Here is a 23,877-nt window from a genome sequence, read left to right as displayed (position 1 = left end):
TTTCCAATGCTAGAAAAATTAGAACTCACCAATTTTACCGGCTTTGAAAAGCTGGACATCACGTTCTCTGCCAAGATTAACATAATCGTCGGCGAGAACGGCACAGGGAAAACCCATGTACTAAAGGCGGCCTATGCTTTGTGTGCTGGTGCTCCTCTGTTCAAGAATAAGTCGGATCTTAATGACGAAGAGCTTGCAACTGCACTTACTACCAAAGTACTACGTCTTTTCATGCCACTGGATGACAAGCTCGGTAAATTGCATCGTCAAGGGGCGACTGAGCAGGCCAATTTTACTGCTCGTTTTTTCCAAGGGCAGAAATGTTCGACGACATTCTTTAATAACTCTAGGACACTTGCTATCCAGAGTCGGACTCATTATGAGAAATTTCAGAACGAGGCCGTTTTCATTCCGACCAAAGAAGTGCTGTCTTTCATGAAAGGTTTCAATAGCCTTTACGAGAAGTACGGACTTTCGTTCGACCAGTCATACCAAGACGTCTGCCTGTTGCTCGATCTTCCGGAAATCCGCCCGGAAAATTTGCGTGAAAAATCGAAATGGGCGATGGCGGAGATCGAACAAGTCTGTGGTGGACGATTTGTTTTCTACGGCGGCGGCAAGGTTACCTTCAAAACCGAAAATACCGAATATTCCGCCAATTCCATGGCAGAAGGGTTTCGCAAGGCGGGAATGCTCGCTCGGCTACTAGAGACCGGCGCGATTCAGCCCGGAGTCAGTGGTCCGCTGTTTTGGGATGAACCCGAAACCAACTTGAACCCCAAGCTGATGAGGCTATTGGTCGAGATTCTGCTGGAACTATCACGCAACGGTCAGCAAATCATCCTAGCAACGCATGATTATGTGTTGCTCAAGTGGTTTGATCTGCTGATGGATAAAGGCAAAGAAGATCATGTTCGCTTCCACGCGCTCTATCGCAATGACGAAGGATGCGTTCAAGTGGACAGCGTGGATGATTACCGCACAATCACGCCTAATGCCATTGCCGACACATTCAACGAACTCACGAAAGAACAGGTCAATAAGAAAATGGGTGGTTTGGGCAAATGAGCGCATCGCTGAACACCAAACTCAGGGAACGAAGTATCGAGATTGACTTCACCAATGCGGTTGATACATTGGTCTTCGATCAAATGAAGTCTGGCAAACCGAACTATCATGGCATTGGAGAAATGCATCGAGTGGATTTCATCGTCGAGCTTGACGAGGCAATCCTGTTCGTTGAGGTGAAAGATCCGGGTAATCCCAAAGCACAGGAAAAGGGGCTTCAAAAGTTTCGAGACGAATTGAACGATGGAACACTCAGTTCGACTTTTGCCTCAAAATTTATCGATAGCTTTTTCTACCGCTGGGCTGAAGACAGACTGTCAAAAGAAATTCACTACCTCAGCTTGGTCACCCTTGAGGGTGAGGTTTTGCCGAATTTTTCGGATGAAATCGCCAAAAAACTTTCCCCAGCGGATAAAAGCTCACCACGCTGGAAAAGACATCCAGTAAGAAACTGCCAAGTCTTCAATATTGAAACTTGGAATGAAAATTTCCCCAAGTGGCCGGTCACACGCATTGTCGCAGCCGCAGGAGCATAATAAATGGAAACAACAAAACTAAGCCGCTTTGCCCAATACGCCCGTCGCACACTGATGGAGCTGGTTGAGGCGCGCCTGCAACTGGTTTTGCAACCGAGCAGTGCCGCACGGCGTGAAAATGCCGAGGCCATCAAAACACTTGAAGAAGCAATCAAGAGCCAAGGCGAGGCACAGGTTATTGAATGCGTGGCCTATATCTGGTTCAACCGCTTTTGCGCACTGCGCTTTATGGATGTGAACCGCTACACCCGCATCGGTGTAGTGTCACCCGTTGAGGGGCAGTTTCAGCCCGAAATTCTGGCTGAGGCCAAGATGGGGCACATCGACGACGAGACAGTGCCGGAAAAAGTCCGCCAGCAAATCTTTGCGCTGCTCGAGGGCAAATCGCCCAGTCATGATCCACAAGGGGAGGCCTATCGCCTGCTGGTGGTCGCGGCCTGCAACGCCTTTCACCGCGCCATGCCATTCCTGTTCGAACGTATCGACGACTACACCGAACTACTGATGCCCGACGACCTATTATCGGGCAACTCCATCCTCGCCTACACCCGCGAAGCGATGACGCCGGATGCTTGCGAAGATGTCGAGGTGATCGGCTGGCTCTACCAGTTCTATATTTCCGAGAAAAAAGATGCGGTGTTCGAGGGGTTGAAAAAAAACCAGAAGATCACGCCCGAAAACATCCCCGCCGCCACCCAGCTTTTTACTCCGCATTGGATCGTACGTTACCTAGTGGAAAACTCCCTTGGTCGCCTGTGGATGCTCAATCGGCCCGGTTCTAGGCTGGCCGAGAAGATGGATTACTACATCAAGCCAGAGCAACCGGAAACCGATTTTCTAAAGATTAGCAGCCCTGAGGAAATCAAAATCTGTGATCCAGCCTGTGGCTCTGGCCACATGCTGACCTATGCCTTCGATTTGCTCTATGCCATCTATGAAGAAGAAGGCGTAGATGCTGCGGAGATACCGGAAAAAATTCTCACCCATAACCTCTACGGCATCGAGATCGACGAACGCGCCGGAGAATTGGCCGCTTTTGCCTTGACCATGAAGGCACGCGCCAAACAGCGTAGGTTCTTCAACAAAGGCATCAAGCCCAATATCTGCGTATTGGAAAACGTGAAGTTTGATGTGGGTGAACTGACCGAGTACATGGGCTTTATTGGGCGAGACCTGTTCACCGCACCGCTACAAACGACGCTACGCCAGTTTGAAGAGGCCGACAACTTCGGTTCCCTGATCCGGCCCGATGTCACTGATGTAGACGGCATGTTAAGGATTCTGGAGTCAAAGAATGTCTTCGTGCATCTCTTCCTCAGTCAAACCCATCAGAAGGCCCTGCAAGCCCTGCGACAGGCCGATTACCTGAGCCCGAAATACCATGTGGTGATTGCCAATCCCCCTTATATGGGAGGGGGGGGAATGACTGGTGCGATGAAAGCCTGGGCAAATAAAAGCTTCCCCGCAAGCAAGGCTGATTTGTATTCTATGTTCATAGACCGAAATTTAGAGCTCAGTAAGCACCATGGCTTTGTTGCGATGGTAACTATGCAGAGCTGGATGTTTTTATCTTCCTTTGAGGGATTGAGATCGAAAATTCTGCAAAACCACAGCATTTCTGGATTCGTCCAAATTGGATACAACAGCTTCCCTGAATTGAATTCAAAAGTGGCACTAGCCTCCAGTTTTGTTATTGTTAAAGGCTCAGTTGGGCATTATGGCTCTTACCTGAATTTAAATGACGCACCACAATCTGCAGATAAAAATAGTGTCTTTTTGGACAGAAGATCCAACGGCCCTATCTACGTTCGTAACTCCAATGACTTTAAAAGTCTGCCAGGAAACCCGCTAGCTTATTGGCTTAGTGAGGCTTTTTTAAATTGCTTCTCTAGTAATTCAAAAGTAGGAATTTTTGCAAGGGCGGCGAAGGGACTAGTGACAGCCAATAATGATGAATTTGTTCGCGATTGGTCAGAAGTATCTTATAGTCGCGCGGCGTTTCATTGTGTAAGTCGCACAGAATCTATTGAGTCCAGTAAGCCCTGGTTCCCATATGCCAAAGGCGGTGAATTCCGAAGGTGGTCTGGAAATACAGAGTGCTTCGTAAATTGGGAGAACGATGGTTATAAAATTCGCAATGATTTGACAGATGATGGCTCTCGAGTTCGTGCCACCAACTTCAATCTTGACAGAATTTTTCGCCGTGGGATTAGTTGGACCGTTGTTACAACATCTAAGCCGACTTTTAGGGCTGTTCCTAGTGGGTTCTTGTTTGATGCAGCGGCAGGTATATTGCAGACAGATACCAATAGTGAAATGGTATTACTCGGCTACTTGAACTCCAAAGTTGCGGAGGCTGCATTGGCTGCCATTAATCCAACCCTAAACTTACATCCAGGGTATCTTGAGAGCCTTCCGTATGTTCAAGTTTCGCAGAACGATGAAATAGAACAAGTGGTATTTGATTTATTAAAAAAATCGCAAGAGGACTGGGATAGTTTCGAAAAGTCCTGGGGGTTCACCATGCTGCAGCTTCTGCAACCTAGTTATAGACAGCCAAGTTTGAAAGGAGCCTATCGTAAGGTCCGCGAACATTGGCGTGAGATGACGCAGGAAATGCAACATCTGGAAGAGAAAAACAACCGCTTTTTTATTGACGTCTACGGCCTACAGGACGAACTAACGCCCGAGGTGCCGTTGGGCGAGGTCACGCTCACCTGCAACCCGTACTACCGCTACGGGGACGACAAGAGCGAAGACGAGCTGGAGGCGTTACTTCTCACCGACACCATGCGCGAGCTGGTGAGCTACGCGGTGGGCTGCATGTTTGGCCGCTACAGTTTGGATAAGCCGGGGCTGATCCTGGCCAGCCAGGGGGAGACCCTCGCGGACTACTTGCGTCAGGTTCCCGAGCCGAGCTTTCCGGCGGACGACGACAACGTAATTCCTATGCTAGACGGCGACTGGTTCACCGACGACATCACCGAGCGCTTCCGCCAATTTCTGCGCGTGGCTTTTGGCGAGGCGCATTACGAGGAAAACCTGCAGTTTGTCGAAAAGGCGCTGGGTAAGAAAGGCAAGCCGCAACCGATCCGCGACTACTTCCTCAAAGAGTTCTATAGCGATCACGTCAGGCGCTACAAAAAGCGTCCGATCTACTGGCTGTTTTCCAGCCCCAAGGGCACGTTCAACGCGCTGATTTACTTGCATCGCTACCGCCCGGATACGGTGAGTGTGGTGCTCAACGGCTACCTACGCGACTTCCGCAACAAGCTGGCCGCACATCTGAGCTACTTGCAGCAGGTGGGTGTCAGCGCCACGGCCAGCCAAGTCGAGAAGACCCGCGCCAACAAGGAAAACGACACCATCAAGAAGCAGCTGCAGGAGTTGGACGACTACGAACGCGACGTGCTCTACCCGCTGGCTACAAAGCAAGAGCCCCTGAATCTGGACGACGGGGTGAAAGTCAATTACCTCAAGCTGGGCGCAGCCCTGAAGAAAATTGTCGGGCTGGATGCGAAGGAAGATGACTGAGATGGCAGGCGGATTTGAGAAGGCTATTACCATTCGTCAAGCTGTACGCAATATCGATGATCGTACTTTTCTTCTTCCAGCGATCCAGCGTAACTTCGTCTGGACAACGCAGCAGATTTGCACGCTGTTTGACTCGTTGATGCGGGAATACCCAATCAATACCTTTATGATGTGGGACGTCACAAGTCAGGAAATTAAAAATAAATATCGGTTCTATAGTTTCTTGACTGACTATTGCCAGCGCTTCAAGGAGTCGAACGATTATGTTCCAACTCAGGGCGACTTTAAACATTTCAAAGCGGTGATTGATGGGCAGCAGCGCCTGACTTCTATTTATATCGGTTTGAAGGGAACTTACGCATATAAACAGCCACGTATCTGGTGGCCAAATACACGTACCGATGAGGCACTTCCACCACGACGACTGTATCTTAATTTGAGTAAGGGCGTTGATGGTGAAGAGAACGAATCAATGAGTCAGTATGACTTTCGATTTCTGACGGAGAAGCAAATTGCGGCGTATCAATTCGATACTAATTCATTCTGGTTTGAGGTCGGTAAGGTATTGAGCATGCCTGATGTACGTTCTGATGATGAGATATTAATGGAGGTAGTGCTTCCTTACCTGGCAGAACATAAATGGGCAGATAACAAGTTTGCACGTAAGGCATTGACTCGGTTGTACTACTTAGTCCGGCGAGACGAGGTTATTCACTACTACAATGAAGAAAGCCAAGATATCGACCATGTACTTGATGTTTTCATCCGAACGAACAGTGGGGGAACTCCGTTGGAGTTCGGCTCTCTACTCATGTCTATTGCGATCGCGAACTGGGAAGGGGATGCACGCAAGGATATCGATGATCTAATTACCGAAATTAGACAGAGTTCGGAAACGCAGTTTTCGGTCGGACGCGACTGGATTTTGAAAACTTGCTTGATGCTAATTGGTGCAGATGTCAGATTTAAAGTAAAAAATTTCAATGCTGATCAAGTCAGAGTGATTCAATCTCAGTGGCCACAGATTAGAGCTTGTATTGTCGCGACTTTTAAGCTGATGCGGCTATTCGGATTGAATGATCAATCTCTAAGGGCAAAAAATGCGGTGATTCCAGTGGCATATTATTTGTACGAGCAGTCCTACCAGGACAAACCACTGTATGTGAGCATTACGAATATTGACCTGCATCGAGAAGAGCGCATTGTACTTTCAAAGTGGCTGCACATGGTGCTATTACGGGGAATTTTTGGTGGTCAAGCAGACGGCGTTCTGGCAAAGATGCAACGGCTCATTACAGAAAATTTGAGTAGAGGGATTTTTCCGCTCGAAGAAATCATAGAAGCCTTCACTGCCACTAATAAAGATTTACGCTTTGATGAGGCGTTTCTCCGAGGCTTGATCGATATTCAGTATGGAGATGCGCGTTGTCGCTCCGTACTTGGTTTGCTTTTTCCAGAAATAAATGAAAATCTTAAAGTGGATATGGATCACTTACATCCAAAGAGTGCTTTTACCAAAACTGAGCTTTCCAAGCACAAATTTTTGCAAGATGATTCGAGTAAATTATCTGAGTTCCTAAATCCGATCAATTGGAATTCGATCGCAAATTTGCATCTACTAAATGAATCTCAAAATCGCTCGAAGCAAGATAAGTCCTTGTTTGCTTGGTTGTCAGGAACTAACAGCGGCGTTAAACACAGCGACCTTTTGCTGGAAGAAGGAGACAGTCTGCAATTTGAGGATTTTCTCGCTTTTTGTGAAAGGCGACGTGAGGTCTTGATGCAGCGATTACGAAGCAATGTCGTGGTCAGCCAAAATGCACTGATTACTGAGGTTGTTTTAGACGAGGAAGTTGAGGCTGACCAATGAGCAATAAAAAAATAATACAGGCTTTGTCGAATCTATTCGACAAGCAAAGGGTCGTATTTTGGTACGATACAAGGCATGAATTTCGTACAGATTTTGAAAATTTAGAGATATCCGGTGTCGAGAAAATTGAATTGGCCAACAACGAGTTTGGCGTCAAACATCGAGTTTTGCGTGATAAACCAACACAAAAATTTTTGCTTTATCGTGACGGACCTGAACCTGCCCCTTTAGATAATTGGCTACTCGATTTGCAGTTAGCAAGCGGGAATACTTTTCGCACCGACCAGGTAGCTCTGTGGCTGGCAGAACTGGAGTTAGGGCAAGATAGCTACCCACTTCTTGAGGCCCATGTTGGTTTTTTTGAGGCGAGTAAACGACGTGAGGCATTGCGGCAAATGCTGGAAACTAGCGATACTCAAAATGCCCTGCGTCAAAAGATGCTAGCCGTGTGCGTAGGGACGGAGCCGCGGCTTGATGTTATGTTGGAAGTATTACTAGGCGACCTTGCTGAAAGTATCGAAACTCGTATAAAACTGATTGAGCGTAGCGGCTTACTAGAGTTTTTTTGGGAGTGCATGAAACGCGCTTATGGCTATACGTCGCAACAACCCAGCTTACGTGATTTTGTAATCGAGCTTTTTAAGACCTGTTTTTTTGCTGACGTTGAGCCGGAGTGTAAGGCAAGTCTCAATTCTGAGGCACATGTGTTTATTCGGCGTTGGAAAGACAGTAAAGCCCATAATCAGCGCTTTGAGACACTAGCGAATGAAAGTGCGACGGTCTTGCAGATTGATGAAAAATTAGCAGGACTGGATTACCGCACGTTGATGGACCTCGACTATTTTGAAATAATTGATCAGAAGATTCTGAGTGATTTAGTGCGTGATGTGTCGGCTCGAATAGTTACTGCGCAGGAAGTGGAGCAATGGGTGCGGCAACGCCGACAGGGGCATTGGTTTGATCGTTTTGAAGATGTTTACATGGCGATTGAGCATGGTGCGCAGTTCATACAGATCTTGGGTATCACTCAATTGGAGATGAGCTCACTTGAAGATGGAGTACAAAAATATGCCCATACTTGGTTCCGCCTAGACCAGCGCTACCGTAAATTTATCTATCACGCGAAAGAATCAGGCCAAGCAACATTACTGCTAGATTTAAACAATTTGATCGAAAATTTATACACGAACAATTATCTCGTTCGTCTGAATGATCGATGGCAAACACACGTTGATGCGACCTCGCTTTGGGACGCAACGCCGGTCGTATCACAGGCACAGTTCTTCAGCTGTTTTGTGCGTCCTTACTTGGAGCGCAAGAATAAGGTGTGCGTGTTGATATCAGATGCATTTCGGTATGAAATTGGCGAAGAGCTTCAAGGTATGATCCGCCGTGAAGATAAATTTGACGCTGAGTTGGTGCCTGCTCTATCTAGTTTGCCAAGTTACACCCAACTTGGTATGGCAGCACTGTTACCGAATCAAAATTTAGAACTGGTCGATGATGGGAGCGGGCATGCTCTGGTTGATGGTCAGAGTAGTGTTGGATCTGCGAATCGTTCAAAGATTTTGGCTGCTGCGGTGCCTGCGTCGACAGTTGTGTTGGCCAAAGATGTGATGAGTATGGGGCGTGAGGAGTCACGTGCACTGATCCGTGATCATGATGTGGTTTATGTCTATCATAATTTGATTGATAAAACGGGTGACACTAGGGACACTGAAGAGCGTGTGTTCGCGGCGTCTGAAGAGACACTTGATGAACTTTTGCGTGTTGTGAAAAAGTTGACTAATGCCAATGCTAACAATTTGATTATTACAGCGGATCACGGGTTCATCTACCAAAACCGGGCATTGGCAGAAAGTGATTTTCTAAGTACAGAGCCCGAGGGGCGTCAAATTCAATATATTGATCGTCGTTTTGTTTTAGGCAATGGGCTCCGTCCACAACCTAGCTTCAAAACCTTCAGTTCATCGCAGTTGTCACTGGTAGGTAATTTGGAAATTCAATTTCCAAAGTCCATTAATCGTCTACGATTGAAAGGTTCTGGAAGTAGGTTTGTTCATGGGGGAGCTACTTTGCAGGAAGTCGTGATTCCGGTTATAAGCATTAACAAAAAACGTCATAGTGATGTGGGACGTGTCGACGTGGAATGTGTCGGGGGCGGCGGCAAAACAATCACGACCGGACAATTGGCGGTGGTTTTTTATCAGACCAACCCAGTTACTGAGAAGTTGCAGGCTAGACGATTGAGGGCGGGGCTTTTCACTTTGAGTGGCGAATCTATCTCAGATAGTAATGACTTGGTCTTTGATTTTTCTTCAGAAAATCCCCGCGAGCGAGAACTACATGTACGCTTCATGCTAAGCCGTAAGGCAGACGATTCCAATAACCAGCAGGTTGAGCTACGCTTGGAAGAGCAAGTGGAAGGTACATCACATTTTACGAAATACAAGGCCTTGCGTTATACAATTCGCCGATCGTTTACGAGTGAATTTGATTTTTAAGCGTTTGCTAGGGAAACTCTATGAGTCAGTTAGATGACAAGATAAATCAGCATTTTGCTGGTTTGGTGGTTCGCAAAGATCTCGTTAAAACGGTCAAGGGTAACGCGATCGTGCCAACTTATGTTTTGGAATACCTCCTTGGTCAATATTGCGCTACTGATGACCAGGCCACTATCGAAACCGGGATCGACACCGTAAGAGAGATATTGCGTAAACACTACGTACATCGAAATGAAGCCGGTTTGGTTCGCTCGACGATAAAAGAAAAAGGACGACATAAAGTCATTGATCGTATCAGCGTCGCATTGAATGACAAATCAGACGCTTACGAGGCTGAGTTCGCCAATTTAGGGATAAAGAAAGTAATTATTGATTCCGCTACAGTTAAGACTCATCCTAAGTTGCTTGTTGGTGGCGTTTGGTGTATCGCTGATCTCGAGTACATGTTCACGGAAGATAAGAACTCGTCGCCTTGGATACTTTCATCAATTAAGCCGATTCAACTCTCGCACTTTGACTTTGACAGGTATGTCGAGGCACGTAAACAGTTCACGACCGAAGAGTGGATTGACCTACTAATTCAAAGTATTGGATTCAATCCTCAATTGTTTGGTAAGCGAAACAAGCTAAGTCAACTAGTCAGGCTGATTCCATTTTGCGAACGTAATTATAATTTGATTGAACTCGGTCCCAAAGGGACAGGAAAGTCCCACATTTTTTCAGAATTCTCACCACATGGTATCTTGATCTCAGGTGGAGAAGTTACGGTTCCCAAACTTTTTGTGAATAATAGCAGTGGAAAGCTTGGATTGGTTGGCTACTGGGATGTGGTCGCTTTCGACGAATTTGCGGGTAAGCAAAAAAAAGTCGATAAAGCGTTGGTCGATATTTTGAAAAATTACATGGCGAACAAGACGTTCTCGAGAGGTGTAGAAACGCTCGGTGCCGAGGCTAGTATGGCATTTGTTGGCAATACGGACCATACCGTTCCATACATGTTAAAACATTCCGATTTGTTTGATCCGCTGCCAGAGAAATTTCATGACTCTGCTTTTTTAGATCGGATACATAATTACATCCCGGGTTGGGAAGTAGATGTCATACGAGGTGAAATGTTCTCAGATGGCTATGGCTTCGTTGTGGACTACCTCGCAGAAATTCTACGCTCATTGCGCAGTCATGATTTTTCTGACAGATATAAATCAAAGTTCCAACTTTCTGAAGCACTCTCTACTCGAGATCGGGACGGGATCAATAAAACCTTTTCTGGTCTAATGAAGATTTTATATCCGCAAGGTGAGGCAACTGATGCGGAAATTGAAGAAATTCTGCGCACAGCGATTGAAGGTAGAAAACGCGTTAAAGATCAACTTCTAAGAATCGATTCAACTTATCCAGAGGTTAAATTTGCTTATATCACTAAGGATGGAAAAGAAATCGTAATTAGGACTTTGGAAGAGGATGAATATCCAAACGCGTATCACCGTACCGTGAACCTACAAAGTTCCGATGATGGAACTAAAGAGATAGAAATTGAATCTGATATCGCTTCAGAGCCTGACGTCAATGGCCAAAAGAAGATTGATCGTGGATTGGGAAATCGGGCTGAGTCTATTTTGCGTGAGTGCCACATTGCATTCCAGGAAAACCAGAGAGGAGTGAGTTTTGACAAAATTTTTGGACCATATCTTGTTGGTTCGCATGTCATTACGGTCACTGATCCTTATCTTCGTTTGTTTCATCAGCAGCGAAACGTGATGGAGCTATTGGAAACGATCAGTAAGCATTGTTCCTTGGATGAAGAAGTTCGCGTACATATTGTTACTGCGGAGGATGAATTTAACAACGACAGGCAAAGCGAAAACTTTCAGAAAATGAGTGACTCATGTTTATCTATTGGTATTAAATTGACGTGGGAGTACGATACTACTGGGACAAAGCATGATCGTGATATAACCACAGATACAGGATGGAAGATTGTCTTAAGTCGAGGGTTGGATATTTTCCAGCGGTTCGATGTTAATGATGCGTTCAGTTTTTCAAATCGAATGCAGCAGTACCGGCAATCGAAGGAATTTAACGTCACCTATGTTCGAATTCCCGATAGAAAAAATGAACTAAAAATGCAAAACTGATGCCCGTGAATCGCATGAGGCATTGCACTGTATAAAATGTACATTAGGAGCGTTTTGACGATTTTTTCCCGGTTGAGAAGAAAATTTTATCCTCTGGCCACCTCAAAGCCCCCAAGCGAAAATCATGCAAGGTATTAATATCGTATTTCCGCGCAGACCATTTTCCGCCAACTGAAAAGTCCACACAAAACACATTCTGATGCTTGCCATGCCAAGCATCAGGTTCTATGTCGGCAAATAAGTCAGCATCACCTTTGCCAATGACTGAGCGATCGATTTTGTGTGGTTGCCGCCAATAGTGGCCAATTACGACAGGCGTCGCTTCATCGTATTCATTCCACCATTGCACACGCTCCGCGAAGCGCCATTTGCCGCTGGTGTAGAACGGCACCTTTGCTTCGCGTTCTATGCCTGACGTGAGTATGCGCATTGGGTTGTGGTTTTGATTTATGACATCCTTCTGTGCATGTGCATGCAACATCGGCGGTATGTCATGTTTGTGATGAAGGCTATGCGGCCAATCTAACTTTTCCTGTTCGACTAAAGGCTTTATTTCATTGAGTCTATGTTGCGTCGCTAGATGCCATTCTTTGTAGAGATCAAGCAATGGTCTTCCTTCGTTTGCTTTTAGCTTCTTAATTGCTGGCAAATCCCATGCGGCGTGCACAATACGGATGTCTTCACGTTCAAGCGCGATCGGAAGTGTCAATAAGAATGAGCGTATTTGTTCACGTTCTTCCTCATTGGCTCGTTTAAACGGCGCGAACTTTTCTTGGTCGTGTTCGTATTGCGAATCAAAGTACCATCCCGATCCATCTTTGGCGTCATTCCGAAGAAGATTTAATTCATGGTTGCCGAGGATGGCAAACGCGCGCTTAGCCTTTACTAGCTTTTCAACCAACGCAATGACGGCTGGGCTATCTGGGCCGCGGTCGCAATAGTCACCTACAAAGACCAGGTGCCGGTTCTCAGCGTGTTTGCCTTCTTCATCGTAACCGAGTTCTTGAAGTAGCTGACGCAATGAATCAATTTCGCCGTGGATGTCGCCTATGATATCGAGCGTGCCGGGAGGAAGTGTTTGAATCAAGGCATAAGATGAATTCATATTCTTAGTGATTCTCCAAAACGATTTTCTGCAATGCTGCAAGCATACCAGCAACACTCATTTGATTGCCCTCAATGCGAGCTTCTCCGCGCAAATTTAGACTGAATTTACCGTCGAGCGAGAGTGCAACTGTGGCGAGGCCGACTAGCTTTCCAGACTTCGACTCGCTAAGAAGCTCCTCTAAAAAATCGATAGTTTCGTCCGATACCTTGGCGGGAAATTTGCTGACAGGTTGTATTTTGACTTGATTTACTGGCACCCAACCGTTTTCCATATAATTTCCTTTCAGTGAGAAATTGGCATATCTAATATTGTGAGTACGTTTATGATTCTGCACCAAAGTCGCGACAATATTTGTCGCATTACATCTGTATCGTGGGCGGTCTGAGAAAGAATTGAGTGTAGTCTGTACCGTCGACCCGTATTTAATTCTTGTGAAGCATGAGAGCATTTATCTCATTGGAGCGGGTAAGTACGATCTCTATTGTCGTAAAATAATCGCAGTCGCAACCTTTCCTTTATCGAACAGACCAAATGACATTACAAAACCGTGTTACCCCTTTGGGAGAGTTGCAGGCGTTAAACATGCGTGGTGAGTTTTTAGGTAATCGCGGCATACTGCACGACGATGAGAAAAGAATCGTCAAGAAGTGGCGCCATAAAGCATGGGTGACCTGTTCATTGCAGTATCAAGGCATACGACGCGAGATTTTTAGTAAGGGCAATTATTCAGAATTGTTTTTTTTGGATGAGGCGACAGCGTTATCGGCAGGGCATCGGCCATGTGGTGACTGTCGTCGTGAACGCTTTAAAGAATTCAAACTTCGATGGCAAATGGCGAACGCCCCATCGACTGAAGCAGCTGATGCAAATGGTATTGGCATTGGAAAAATAGACCAGCAAATGCACGCGGAGCGCACCCAGCGCGATGGAACAAAAGTCACTTACCAGGCAATATTAGGTGAACTTCCAGATGGTGTTTTCGTCTTAATTGACGGGATCGCTGTACTTAAATGGAAAAGTAAATTTTTCGATTGGTCTGGGACAGGATATGTAGAACGATTTAATATCCTTTCAGATACCTTGGTCGTTGATGTCCTTACCCCAAAGTCTGTCGTTGGCACGATTAGCGCTGGGTACGAGCCGCAAGTTCATCAATCAGCTGGTTAATCGAGACAGTGGAGAATTCTTCACTATCAGTTTAGTAACTCGTTCAAAATCGCTTAAAGTTTGTGTCAAGTGACGTCAGGCCAATTGCACTTGCTTATTTTTTTCGGAAGGTGCTTGATCGGCTCGTAGGGGATATATTGTGAAAAGCGGGAGCATGTTTGCAGCAGAAATTTATCTGAATTAAAGAAACTCAGAGCAAATCAATATCAAATAGCGGCCTACCAACAGCCTACCAAAGCACCAAAAACAAAAAAGGGTTAGTGCCTACTACGGCTCTAACCCTTGATGTTCTTGGTGGCCCGGGGCGGACTGGCTACCAAAACACCTAAGTCATTGATTTATATAGGTGTTTATCACAAAAACGCTACCAACAGGTGTTCCACTTGTTTGGAACACTTAATGCCACATTTTGACGCTGTTTAAGATTTAATGCCAGCACTAATAAAATGAAACAGGCTGCCGCACTAGCGGTAGCCACATCTTCACAAATTCGGGGTTGAATTTTAAGGAAAATTGAACAGCATATACGTATCAAAAAGTTGTGACTTTAGTGTTCCAAATCCTAATTCTACCGTCGGATACCGCATAACGTATTTCATCCCTCTGAAGGCCTTGCAATTTGAATTTAATCCATTAGGTTTGTCTACATATCTACAGGAGGAAATCAATATGCAAGAAAAACTACAGTTCTCAGACGGGACAACTATTTCAATCACCGACGGCCAGCTTCATTGTGAAGATGGGCCAGCCTTGGAAACATCCGATGGCACAAGCTACTATTTTTACGATGGTCAATTACACCGTGAGAACGGACCAGCCATTTGCTCACCCGATCCAGAACAGTGCCATTGGTATATCCACGGAATTCGAGTGCCTTCAAAAGAACGTACTCAAATATTGGTGCGTGAGTTACGTCAGAAATTTCTAGGCGCGGATTCTGGCAGTCATGGCTCAACTGGTTCGGCAACAAATCAACCGCGAAAGCCTAAGAGATAACCAAGACCCATGATGTGTGAAGAGGTACACAGCAAGGTCAATCAATAACCCGTCGCAAAAAATTTGCTTGCCGGTTTATTGAATTATCTGGGGTGTTTCCCCAGCCCCCGTGAGTGAACCTTGCACACTACGGCTGAAATCAAATAGCAGTAAATAAGAGAAAGGAATGAGGTTGAGCCTCAAACACAATAAAAATAACAGGAGGTTATCATGACACAAAAGAAGAAAAAAGCTGGTCAAACTGGCATAGAACAAAACCAAGATTTGCGCACCATGCGCTTCGAGATCCGTTTATCTCCTAGTGAATACAACGGACTCGTATCACAAGCCCTACTTGCTGAAGGCAATTCATTAGCCCAATACGCCAGAAACAAACTCATCTATGGTGGCAATGCTGCTATAGAGCATTATCGCCAACAGCGAGATACAAGCAAGGCAGTCATTGCCGAAATAGCCCGTATCGGCAACAACGTCAATCAGATAGCGAGAGCCTTGAATCGTGACGATGATGTTTCAATGGCCATGTTAGAAGAACTTTGCAAAGTGGAGGTTAGACTCGCTGCCATGGATCAGCAATTCCAGAACACTCTCCGTGCACAGGTGCAATCATGATGGTACGTGTGTTTAATACCGGCACGGGCAATGCCAAATCCGCCATCAATTACCTAATGGGCAAAAATGATCACACTGGCAAGCTCAGAGCGGTAGCTCCAGAGTGGCTCCACGGTTCCCCAAGTCTTTTTCAGCTAGTCTGCAATAGCACGGATAGAAAACAAAAATACGTTAGTGGTGCAATCAGCTTCCGTGACAATGAGCACCCTAGCGAAGGTCAGATAAAAAACATCATGGCTGCTTTCAAGGCTAGCTTCTTACCCGGATTGAAGGAGGACGATAATTATGCAGATGCTTGGATCGCTCACCGAGATAAATCCAATCTCGAATTGCATTTCGTTGTAGCAGGCACCGAAATTCAGTCTGGCAGACAGCTCAATATTCATCCACCAGGAAAACGCAATATTGCACACTTTCAGGCATTCACGCAGGTCATGAATCAGGCTTTGGGCTATGACCAAGTTACACCCGATCCACTTAAAATTGCACTTAATGAATTTGAAGCTAAGACTGATGCTGGTAAGAAATCCAGACGAGTTAAACGCATTTTGTCTAGTGAGCTGCACAGCCATATCGTAAGTGGCAGGATTGCCAACCGTGATGAACTCATCACACATTTGGAAGGCAACTATGGCGAAGTCACTCGCATCGGCAAGGATTATATTTCCATTAAACTGCCTGGCAGCAGCAAAGCCAAAAGACTCAAGGGGCCATTGTTTCAAGCGGATGCTGATTACCAGGAATTGGTCAAACAGCACCAAAAATCTAAACAACCGCAAAAGCTGACCACCGAAGAATACACGCAGGCCAAGACCACCTTAGAAAAGTTGACTTTTGAGAGGGCGGCATATTTTGCCAAGCGATACAAGAAGAAAACAACTTTCAAACGTACCTTGAGCAATCGTGGAAAGGCGCACAAAGCAAGTGGCGGTAATGTGAAACCACCACTCAAGCGAATACAGCCAGAGATACAGCAGGTACAGATTTGCCCAGCGGATACCAAGATTTTAAGCGTTGTAGCTGCTACTTCAGCCGAAACAGGCACGGAAGTTTCCACGCACCAGCTATCTAAATTCAATGTGGAAACGTCAACGCCATCCGTCAATGAAGACTCTCATATTCCAACGGTCAATCCGGTTAGCAACGCCATGGTTTTCGGCATAGAAATGGAAATCGGTAATCTCGCCAATTTGGTGTCCAAATTGATGATAAGAGCCCAAACCACAACCAATGCCGCCTACTACGAAATACTTCATGCGCAGATCGTTAAGTTGCAGCACCAAATGGAGGTTTTGAATTATAGGATGCAGATGGAAAAAGCGAAGGATGCTCAAGATGCACAGCCACGAGATTTTTGTCACAAACCAAAAATTTGATCTGCACTTTTGTGAGTGTCATGGTTTAGCGGAAATGCAATATCGTTAAAAGCTATGTCATTGAAAAGTCAGATGGGATTGGTAATGGTGGAGTGGCAGAAAAAGTGCAAGTGCAAGTGCAATAATTAAAATATTAACAACAATATTTTGTTCAGTTAAGTATTGGCGGATTCAATTTAATGAGTTCTTACATATTAAGTGGTACAAGTGTCTACGAGGAGGGCAGTTTTAAATGCAAATCAACAGGTTGGGGGAGGCAAACGCTACTGATGTTGTTAGAATAATACTGCCAACTACGGATTTCGGTCATAAAAAGACCGAAATTTTGTTGAATTCATGTACGATAAATGGCCGAGCATCAAATTCAACTCAAGCGTCTGACAAAGTTTATTAAATACATAGGAAACGCGATGGATATAATTAAAAAATGTAACGTCAAAATCAGTGGTTCTGGATCACAAGCCATTGTTTTTGCGCACGGCTATGGTTGCGATCAGGAGATGTGGCGTAAAGTTAGTCCGGCCTTTGAGAAAGACTTTAATGTCGTCCTGTTTGACTATGTCGGCGCTGGCATGTCTGATCTTGATGCTTATGATCCAGAGCTTTATTCAAGTTTAGCGGGATATGCCAAAGATGTCGTTGACCTGTGCGAAGCACTTGATCTTCATGACGCGATCTTGGTTGGGCATTCAGTCAGTAGCATGATTTGCTTGCTTGCAGCACGCGATATCCCAGATCGGATCTCGAAGTTAGTCATGATTTGTCCATCTGCGCGATACTTGAACGACGCCCCCGATTACGTCGGTGGCTTTGAGCGTGCGGATATAGAAGGCTTACTCGACATGATTTCGCGCAACCAACCAGGTTGGGCGAGTTATCTCGCTGGTGTCGTCGCAAAAAACCCTGATCAGCCTGCCTTGGCGCAAGAGCTAGAAGCGAGTTTTTGTGCAATGGACCCACCGATCGCAAAGCGTTTTGCAGAAGCCACTTTTTTGGCGGACAATCGACTTGACCTCGTCGATTTTGATAAACCATGTTTGCTCCTTCAATGCCAAGAAGATTCAGTTGCCCCACTTGTCGTTGGGGAGTATTTACATCAACACTTGCAAAATAGTGTTTTGCAACAGATGAAGGCCACAGGGCACTGTCCACACATGAGCCACCCAGAGGAAACAATCGCGCTGATGAAGAATTACCTTTCTAGCTAGTAATCTTGCGAATAAATTAAATGGATATTTCAAGATTTAATTTTCAGAACGCACCGTGCGGTTTATTTATCGTTAATAGCAACTTGGAGCTCGTCGTCGCGAATCAGACTTTGGCGACCATGCTTGATTTTTCCGTGGAAGAGTTAAACGGGAAAAGATTAGATGCGTTGCTGACATCAGCCTATCGTTTAGTGTTTCACATGCAAGTGATGACCTTGTTGCATGTCCATGGTCACGTTGAAGAGATTGCTATTGTTCTCACTGGCGCGAATGGGAAAACGTTACCTGTCATTTTTAATGCTGTGCGACGAGAAATTGAGGGAGGTGCTGTTATTGAATGTGTCGTCATTCGCATGAATGAACGTCAAAGCCTTGAAGACGAATTGTTTAGAGTGAAAAAAGCAACCGAACAAGTGCCGGGTGCGATTTATCAATTTCTGCTATGTGCTGATGGCAGTTCACGCTTCCCCTACGCGAGCGAAGGCGTGCGCGACGTGTACGAATTAAGCCCGTTGCAACTACAAAAAGACGCGAACCTGGCGTTCAAGCGCTTACACCCAGACGATCTGGAATCAATTAATCTAGGAATTACTGAGTCTGCGAAAAACCTCACTGTTTGGCATCAAGAATATCGTGTGATATTGCCAAAAAAGGGACTTCGCTGGCTGGAAGGGAATGCGACACCGGAATCGCGTTCTGATGGAAGTACACTTTGGCATGGCTATATTAAAGATATTACAGAACGAAAAGCCTTGGAACTCACGTTGTCAAATGAATTTGAGCGAACCCGTGTGACGCTCAACTCTATTGGTGATGCGGTCATTACTACGAATGAACGCGAAGAAGTTGAATACCTCAACCCCATTGCAGAACAGTTGACAGGTTGGAAGTTGGTTGACGCGATCGGCCTGCCTGTCACTACGGTTTTTAACATCGTCAATCAACATACACGACTGACCGCTAAGAATCCAATCGCGCATTGTTTAGAGGAGCGTGCAATCGTTGGTTTGGCGCGTGATACCGTGTTGATCAGTAAAGACGGTAATGAATACGCGGTGGAAGATTCTGCTGCGCCGATTTTTTCGACCGGTGATGTAATTACCGGTGTCGTTATGGTTTTTCGAGATGTTACTGGTCAACGAATCCTTCGGCAAGAAGTTGAACGTCGAGCGAGTCACGATCATTTAACTGGGCTTGCGAATCGTGCTGAATTTGATCGTGTGTTGCTTGAGATGTTTGAATCTTCGATTTCGACAGGTGTTTCACATGCACTATGTTGTATCGATCTGGATCAATTTAAAATTGTCAACGACAGTTGCGGCCATTCTGCCGGAGATGCTTTGCTCAAAGAGGTGTCCGCCTTGCTCGTTAAAACAGTACGGTCCAAAGATGTTGTGGCAAGATTAGGCGGAGACGAATTCGCTATTTTGCTTGAAGGCTGTGATTTGAAAGCGGCTCATCGAATCTCTCAACAAGTTTGTGACAAGGTGGCGCAAATTCGGTTTCAACACGGCAGCAATTTTTTTCGTGTTGGCGCCAGCATTGGTGTCGTACCCTTAGACGGGCGATGGGAAAGTGCTCAGGACGCACAGCAGGCCGCCGACGGCGCATGCTTCGCAGCAAAAGATGAGGGCCGAGGTCGTGTGCACATTTATGTGGACTTAGATAAAACAGTGATGGAACAACGTGATCAGATGCAATGGGCAACGCGTTTACCCCAGGCAATTGACGAAAATCGCTTTGAACTTTTTGCACAACCCATCATGCCACTTGGTGAGTTTGTTGAAAATGGGCTGCATTTTGAAGTTTTGCTGCGCATGCGGGAAACGGATGGCACATTGATACCGCCTGGTGTATTTATACCGTCCGCTGAGCGATTTGGATTGGCACCGCAAGTTGATCGGTGGGTGGTGAATAGTGTTTTTGAGTGGCTGAAAATGCACGCAGATGCGCTCGATAATATACATACGATTGCTATCAACCTATCTGGTAAATCCGTTGGTGACCGAAATTTCCATCAATTTTTGGTTGAGGCACTTGATCGCGATCAGATTCCCGCACATAAAATTTCCTTTGAAATTACCGAAACCGCTGCTATTGGGAACATGGGCATTGCAACTGAATTTATTGCAATGTTACATGAGCGTAGTGCACGAATTTCTCTCGATGATTTTGGCAGCGGCATGTCTTCTATGGCTTATCTTAAACACTTAAGGGTTGACTATTTAAAGATTGACGGACAGTTTGTGAAGGATATGGCAAACGACGCAGTTGATTGTGCGATGGTGCGTAGTATCAATGAAATTGCGCATTTGACCGGGAAATTTACCATAGCTGAGTTTGTCGAAAATGAGAATATTTTAAAGCTATTGGAGGATATAGGCGTAGACTTTGCGCAGGGTTATTACATCGGAAAACCGAAGCCAATTAATGAAATATTTTCTTGGCGCCATTTTTGAAGTGAGTGATGTTACTGACAGCACTGATACTGACCGTCTGGCTTTGGTCGGACTAATCCAAATCAAATTTGGAAATATGCGCGGGATTGTGAAAGGGGGGGCGATTTATACGAATTTGATTTTAATGGCACAACGTGGACATGCACAAACGCATCAAGCGTATAAAAAATGCCTACCGCACCAGCGGTAGGCAATACATTTTCCTCATAAAAAATGAGTCGAAAATCGTACAAAAAATAGGCTTAAAAATAGCATTAAATTGATCAGAAATATATTTCTGATTATGTAGAGAATAGACTTGACTTGTCCCTCCGAATTTTGTTTGTTGGTAGTAACAACAACAAAAAGAACGGATGAGCCAACAACTAGAAGATTTTTATTCTCACCTCAATGAAGCAGTCATGACTACCAATGATTTTTCGGAAGGTATCAAATTTCGCAAGCGCGAAAAAGTTGATCAGTTTTCCTATTGCGGACTGAATCAAATGTATAAGCGGTACCTTAGCTTCGACTTGGATATTCCTGGTTCAGCATATCGCTTTGACGACTTGAATTTGCCGACACCAACCATTATTACAATTAATCCGACGAATGCTCATTGCCATTATCTGTACCACTTAAAAACGCCCGTGGCATACCATAACAATAGCCGTACCGGTCCTCAGGATTATTTTGAAGCTATTCAAAAAGAAATGGAAAATTGCCTTCGAGCCGATACCGCCTACAATCATACGATTACCAAGAATCCATTAAGCGATCGCTGGCGTGTGCAAACATTTCCGACTAGCTATGACCTATCCGATTTTTTAGAATATATTGACCTTCCTAAAAGGGGAACAGTTCGCAAACTACCTGATAATTTAATGATCAAAGGTCGTAATGATGAGTTATTCCATACCTTGCGTTTATGGGCATATATTGCAGTACATAAATTTGCAGATGGTGATCGCTGGGATATGGAGGTATTTGCTGAAGCAATGGAAATCAACAGTTTATTTGATAAGCCGTTGCCCATGTCTGAAATTAAAAGCACCGCAAAATCGGTTTCCCGTGGGGTTTGGCGATACCGTCATCAGTTAGGCAACCATACGCCCAAAGTGCTCAAATTTACCGATGAAACAGCCACACAGCGCATGAGTTTGGGAGCTGAATACACAAATGCTATTCGTGTAAAAAAATCGCTAGAAACCTTACAAAAAGCAAAAAATGACTTGCAGATGATGGGGCACTCTAAGATCAGTATTTCAAGGTTGGTAGAGCATACAGGAATGAATATCAAGACTGTCCGCAAATATTTTCCACAACTGTGTTAATTAAAAATTTTCGTTGACCGTTACGCCCTACCATCAGGTAATTAGCACAGATAGCTTGACCCGCCAGAGCGCATCGAACCATAGGAAACATCCGCAACCAGCAAATATAGAGAATAGCCCGTGGGCTACCAAACAATGTAATGCGGTACCGGAATAAAACGGAATAGAAAGATAATAAAAATGAGAAGTGAAATGAAAAATGGCCAACCCAGCGATTGACCATTTTATTTTTGACTCACATTTCATTTAATCAGATGCCACTCTTTTTGAAAAATCACTCGCAATTGATTTCATCAATTAAGTCGTCGATGGCATAAGGTACTCCACCGGAGGAGCCGAAAAATTCTTCCATTTCTTCCTCACTGAAACCAAATGCTGAGATTAGTACTTGCTCTGAAATAAATTGGTTAATATTGTTGGTAAACAATTCCATTAAATCTGAAAAGTTCATCGTATCATCAAACGAATCATAAGCATTTGAAAATGCATCGTCTGCAATTTTGGCTAAAAATTTCGTGGTAATACTTGGAATAATTTGTGCTTCAATAAATTCTGCTGTATTCATTTTTTTCTCCTAAGTTATTTTGAATAATTGTTTATGCTGCTTGTTCTTCTGAAAAATAGACATCGTCATTTTCAGCATTAATCATTTGCATTATTGGGCTTAAAACTTGATCGTCAGTGATGCATTCATTGCCGAAGCCATTCCAGTTTTTTCGTGGAATTCCGCGACAAAATAATTCAATTTTGTTTGATAATTCAGGGTACATACTCTCAATCATCTCGTAGCAATAATCAGGTTTACGACTGTGCTCACGACGACGGAATGTAAATACTGATCCTGGTCGTGCGGTTGGAGGTACTTCTGGCAATTTACCGCGAGTCGCAATTAATAAAATTTCATGCTGCACTCGCACATAACAGCCTTGCCCAGCGGACATTTTGTCCCAAATGGATTGGGTCTTATAGGTAAATCCCCATGCATCAATCACTGCCAATGCTTCACGAATTAGGGATGCAGAGCACCACAAAAACAAAACGGCATCTTCGGCTGCAATGTCATTGACAGGCATCGCACAAATATCTTCCAAAGTCATCGTTGGATATCCAACTGCGACCTCACCCATGTAATCCCATGGTGGATCAGCCAAAATCACGTTATATGGTCCTGCACGTGGATCAAGTGGTTTATTGTTAGCCCGCTTTGCTTCGATTTCTTCCAAAATCTGAGAACGACGAGCTTCAGTTTTTGCTTTGCGAAGTGCTTTTGCTTTTTCCAAAATTTCCTTCTCTGAAAGTTCAAGCACTTTGTTTTGAGCGTGTTCAGGCAATGTCGCAATGACGGCAGCATTACTGACATTCAATTGACCATCATCAACAGCTTTAATTAATTCGGCTGAGCCAAGATTCAATACCGATTTAGCCCGTTGCAATGAATCAACGGATACCTTCAAATCCAATGCAGCCTGTTTTTGAGATACTGTACCTGGTGTGTATTGATTGCCACCGATGTATGAATTTGCCATACGAGCTGCAATCATTGCTCGTTGTCCTTCTTCAAGATGGCGACGGTGAAAGTTAAGACTGTTAAGAAGCCGCTCAATTGGTTCATTTGTTTCAGGTAGCTCACATAAAATTGGCGTGATCCCTAACTCTCGGCATGCACGATAGCGAGCGCGACCATCTAACAAGTAGCCGTTTTGTACGATAATTGGCACTTGCTGACCATTGATGCGGATATCTTCTTTTAATTTCAAAAAAGCATCCGTGGTCATTTCTGGGAATAAATATGCTGCTTCATGGATTTTCATGGCAGGTTGAATTACTGTGGTTTTGATTGTGTTCATAAATTCTCCGTAAGTTAGGTTTAATTTATATCTCGTCAGCGCTGATTCGATGGTGTGATTAAAACATTTACGGAAATTTTTAATAATTGGCTGGATTTTTGCATTTTCCAGCCACCCCTTGACATTTTTAATGTGTGAGACCAA

Annotated in this window: 18 protein-coding genes; 14 read left to right on the top strand and 4 right to left on the bottom strand. The window is 44.8% G+C overall.

Annotation, left to right across the window (positions count from 1 at the left end):
- Positions 1 to 6 precede the first annotated feature (6 nt).
- The 6 genes from H8K36_RS09260 (at position 7) to brxL (ending at position 11,647) form a co-directional block, all read left to right on the top strand.
- The gene (locus H8K36_RS09260; protein ID WP_186915943.1) at positions 7 to 1,068 is read left to right on the top strand and encodes an AAA family ATPase; all 1,062 of its coding nucleotides are present in this window, start codon (positions 7 to 9) and stop codon (positions 1,066 to 1,068) included.
- Positions 1,069 to 1,199: 131 nt separating this feature from the next.
- Positions 1,200 to 1,604 (top strand): hypothetical protein, encoded by a 405-nt coding sequence (locus H8K36_RS09255; RefSeq protein WP_230404447.1) that lies wholly within the window; start codon positions 1,200 to 1,202, stop codon positions 1,602 to 1,604.
- 3 nt (positions 1,605 to 1,607) lie between these two features.
- Complete coding sequence (gene pglX / locus H8K36_RS09250) at positions 1,608 to 5,138, top strand: BREX-1 system adenine-specific DNA-methyltransferase PglX (RefSeq protein ID WP_186915945.1); 3,531 nt, start codon at positions 1,608 to 1,610, stop codon at positions 5,136 to 5,138.
- Positions 5,131 to 7,008, top strand: coding sequence for a GmrSD restriction endonuclease domain-containing protein (locus tag H8K36_RS09245; protein WP_222611183.1), 1,878 nt, complete (start codon positions 5,131 to 5,133; stop codon positions 7,006 to 7,008). The genes pglX and H8K36_RS09245 overlap by 8 nt, the downstream gene beginning before the upstream one ends.
- A complete protein-coding gene (gene pglZ / locus H8K36_RS09240) occupies positions 7,005 to 9,512 on the top strand; it encodes a BREX-1 system phosphatase PglZ type A (RefSeq protein WP_186915946.1) in 2,508 nt (835 codons plus the stop codon). Before H8K36_RS09245 ends, pglZ begins: the two co-directional genes overlap by 4 nt.
- A gap of 20 nt (positions 9,513 to 9,532) precedes the next feature.
- On the top strand, positions 9,533 to 11,647 hold the full coding sequence (gene brxL / locus H8K36_RS09235; RefSeq protein ID WP_186915947.1) for a BREX system Lon protease-like protein BrxL: 2,115 nt from the start codon (positions 9,533 to 9,535) through the stop codon (positions 11,645 to 11,647).
- A gap of 43 nt (positions 11,648 to 11,690) precedes the next feature.
- Here the strand turns inward: brxL and H8K36_RS09230 are convergent, their stop codons facing one another.
- Together H8K36_RS09230 and H8K36_RS09225 are read right to left on the bottom strand one after the other, a co-directional pair.
- A complete protein-coding gene (locus H8K36_RS09230; protein ID WP_186915948.1) occupies positions 11,691 to 12,752 on the bottom strand; it encodes a metallophosphoesterase in 1,062 nt (353 codons plus the stop codon).
- A 4-nt stretch (positions 12,753 to 12,756) separates the two neighbouring features.
- Positions 12,757 to 13,026 (bottom strand): hypothetical protein, encoded by a 270-nt coding sequence (locus H8K36_RS09225; protein ID WP_186915949.1) that lies wholly within the window; start codon positions 13,024 to 13,026, stop codon positions 12,757 to 12,759.
- A gap of 260 nt (positions 13,027 to 13,286) precedes the next feature.
- Here H8K36_RS09225 and H8K36_RS09220 point away from each other — a divergent pair, with 260 nt between their 5' ends.
- From H8K36_RS09220 to H8K36_RS09185, 8 genes are all read left to right on the top strand, one after another.
- On the top strand, positions 13,287 to 13,922 hold the full coding sequence (locus tag H8K36_RS09220) for a hypothetical protein (protein WP_186915950.1): 636 nt from the start codon (positions 13,287 to 13,289) through the stop codon (positions 13,920 to 13,922).
- Positions 13,923 to 14,591: 669 nt separating this feature from the next.
- Complete coding sequence (locus tag H8K36_RS09215) at positions 14,592 to 14,918, top strand: hypothetical protein (RefSeq protein ID WP_186915951.1); 327 nt, start codon at positions 14,592 to 14,594, stop codon at positions 14,916 to 14,918.
- Between the two features lie 210 nt (positions 14,919 to 15,128).
- On the top strand, positions 15,129 to 15,530 hold the full coding sequence (mobC, locus tag H8K36_RS09210; protein ID WP_186915952.1) for a plasmid mobilization relaxosome protein MobC: 402 nt from the start codon (positions 15,129 to 15,131) through the stop codon (positions 15,528 to 15,530).
- A complete protein-coding gene (locus H8K36_RS09205) occupies positions 15,527 to 16,906 on the top strand; it encodes a relaxase/mobilization nuclease domain-containing protein (RefSeq protein ID WP_186915953.1) in 1,380 nt (459 codons plus the stop codon). The genes mobC and H8K36_RS09205 overlap by 4 nt, the downstream gene beginning before the upstream one ends.
- A gap of 410 nt (positions 16,907 to 17,316) precedes the next feature.
- Positions 17,317 to 18,114, top strand: a complete 798-nt coding sequence (locus tag H8K36_RS09200; protein WP_186915954.1) for an alpha/beta fold hydrolase — start codon at positions 17,317 to 17,319, stop codon at positions 18,112 to 18,114.
- 20 nt (positions 18,115 to 18,134) lie between these two features.
- Complete coding sequence (locus tag H8K36_RS09195) at positions 18,135 to 20,573, top strand: bifunctional diguanylate cyclase/phosphodiesterase (RefSeq protein ID WP_186915955.1); 2,439 nt, start codon at positions 18,135 to 18,137, stop codon at positions 20,571 to 20,573.
- A complete protein-coding gene (locus H8K36_RS09190; RefSeq protein WP_186915956.1) occupies positions 20,545 to 20,763 on the top strand; it encodes a hypothetical protein in 219 nt (72 codons plus the stop codon). Before H8K36_RS09195 ends, H8K36_RS09190 begins: the two co-directional genes overlap by 29 nt.
- A 163-nt stretch (positions 20,764 to 20,926) precedes the next feature.
- The gene (locus H8K36_RS09185; RefSeq protein WP_186915957.1) at positions 20,927 to 21,886 is read left to right on the top strand and encodes a replication initiation protein; all 960 of its coding nucleotides are present in this window, start codon (positions 20,927 to 20,929) and stop codon (positions 21,884 to 21,886) included.
- Positions 21,887 to 22,160: 274 nt separating this feature from the next.
- Here the strand turns inward: H8K36_RS09185 and H8K36_RS09180 are convergent, their stop codons facing one another.
- Positions 22,161 to 22,451: a hypothetical protein gene (locus H8K36_RS09180; RefSeq protein WP_186915958.1), complete on the bottom strand. Its 291-nt coding sequence runs from the start codon at positions 22,449 to 22,451 to the stop codon at positions 22,161 to 22,163.
- A 31-nt stretch (positions 22,452 to 22,482) separates the two neighbouring features.
- Positions 22,483 to 23,877 carry an MT-A70 family methyltransferase gene (locus H8K36_RS09175; RefSeq protein ID WP_230404446.1) on the bottom strand — a complete coding sequence of 465 codons (1,395 nt, stop codon included), beginning with the start codon at positions 23,875 to 23,877 and terminating at the stop codon, positions 22,483 to 22,485.

The sequence above is a fragment of the Affinundibacterium nitidum genome, from assembly GCF_014284155.1.
Taxonomy (GTDB): domain Bacteria; phylum Pseudomonadota; class Gammaproteobacteria; order Burkholderiales; family Burkholderiaceae_D; genus Undibacterium; species Undibacterium nitidum.
This window is presented reverse-complemented; position numbering and strand designations above follow the sequence as displayed.

Excerpts from the sequence above, each read along its gene's own strand:
- H8K36_RS09200 (WP_186915954.1), top strand. The coding sequence starts at position 17,317 with ATGGATATAATTAAAAAATGTAACGTCAAAATCAGTGGTTCTGGATCA.
- brxL (WP_186915947.1), top strand. The coding sequence starts at position 9,533 with ATGAGTCAGTTAGATGACAAGATAAATCAGCATTTTGCTGGTTTGGTG.
- H8K36_RS09205 (WP_186915953.1), top strand. The coding sequence starts at position 15,527 with ATGATGGTACGTGTGTTTAATACCGGCACGGGCAATGCCAAATCCGCC.
- H8K36_RS09180 (WP_186915958.1), bottom strand. The coding sequence starts at position 22,451 with ATGAATACAGCAGAATTTATTGAAGCACAAATTATTCCAAGTATTACC.
- pglX (WP_186915945.1), top strand. The coding sequence starts at position 1,608 with ATGGAAACAACAAAACTAAGCCGCTTTGCCCAATACGCCCGTCGCACA.
- H8K36_RS09215 (WP_186915951.1), top strand. The coding sequence starts at position 14,592 with ATGCAAGAAAAACTACAGTTCTCAGACGGGACAACTATTTCAATCACC.
- H8K36_RS09185 (WP_186915957.1), top strand. The coding sequence starts at position 20,927 with ATGAGCCAACAACTAGAAGATTTTTATTCTCACCTCAATGAAGCAGTC.
- H8K36_RS09195 (WP_186915955.1), top strand. The coding sequence starts at position 18,135 with ATGGATATTTCAAGATTTAATTTTCAGAACGCACCGTGCGGTTTATTT.
- H8K36_RS09245 (WP_222611183.1), top strand. The coding sequence starts at position 5,131 with ATGACTGAGATGGCAGGCGGATTTGAGAAGGCTATTACCATTCGTCAA.
- pglZ (WP_186915946.1), top strand. The coding sequence starts at position 7,005 with ATGAGCAATAAAAAAATAATACAGGCTTTGTCGAATCTATTCGACAAG.
- H8K36_RS09260 (WP_186915943.1), top strand. The coding sequence starts at position 7 with ATGCTAGAAAAATTAGAACTCACCAATTTTACCGGCTTTGAAAAGCTG.
- H8K36_RS09225 (WP_186915949.1), bottom strand. The coding sequence starts at position 13,026 with ATGGAAAACGGTTGGGTGCCAGTAAATCAAGTCAAAATACAACCTGTC.
- H8K36_RS09190 (WP_186915956.1), top strand. The coding sequence starts at position 20,545 with ATGAAATATTTTCTTGGCGCCATTTTTGAAGTGAGTGATGTTACTGAC.
- mobC (WP_186915952.1), top strand. The coding sequence starts at position 15,129 with ATGACACAAAAGAAGAAAAAAGCTGGTCAAACTGGCATAGAACAAAAC.
- H8K36_RS09230 (WP_186915948.1), bottom strand. The coding sequence starts at position 12,752 with ATGAATTCATCTTATGCCTTGATTCAAACACTTCCTCCCGGCACGCTC.
- H8K36_RS09220 (WP_186915950.1), top strand. The coding sequence starts at position 13,287 with ATGACATTACAAAACCGTGTTACCCCTTTGGGAGAGTTGCAGGCGTTA.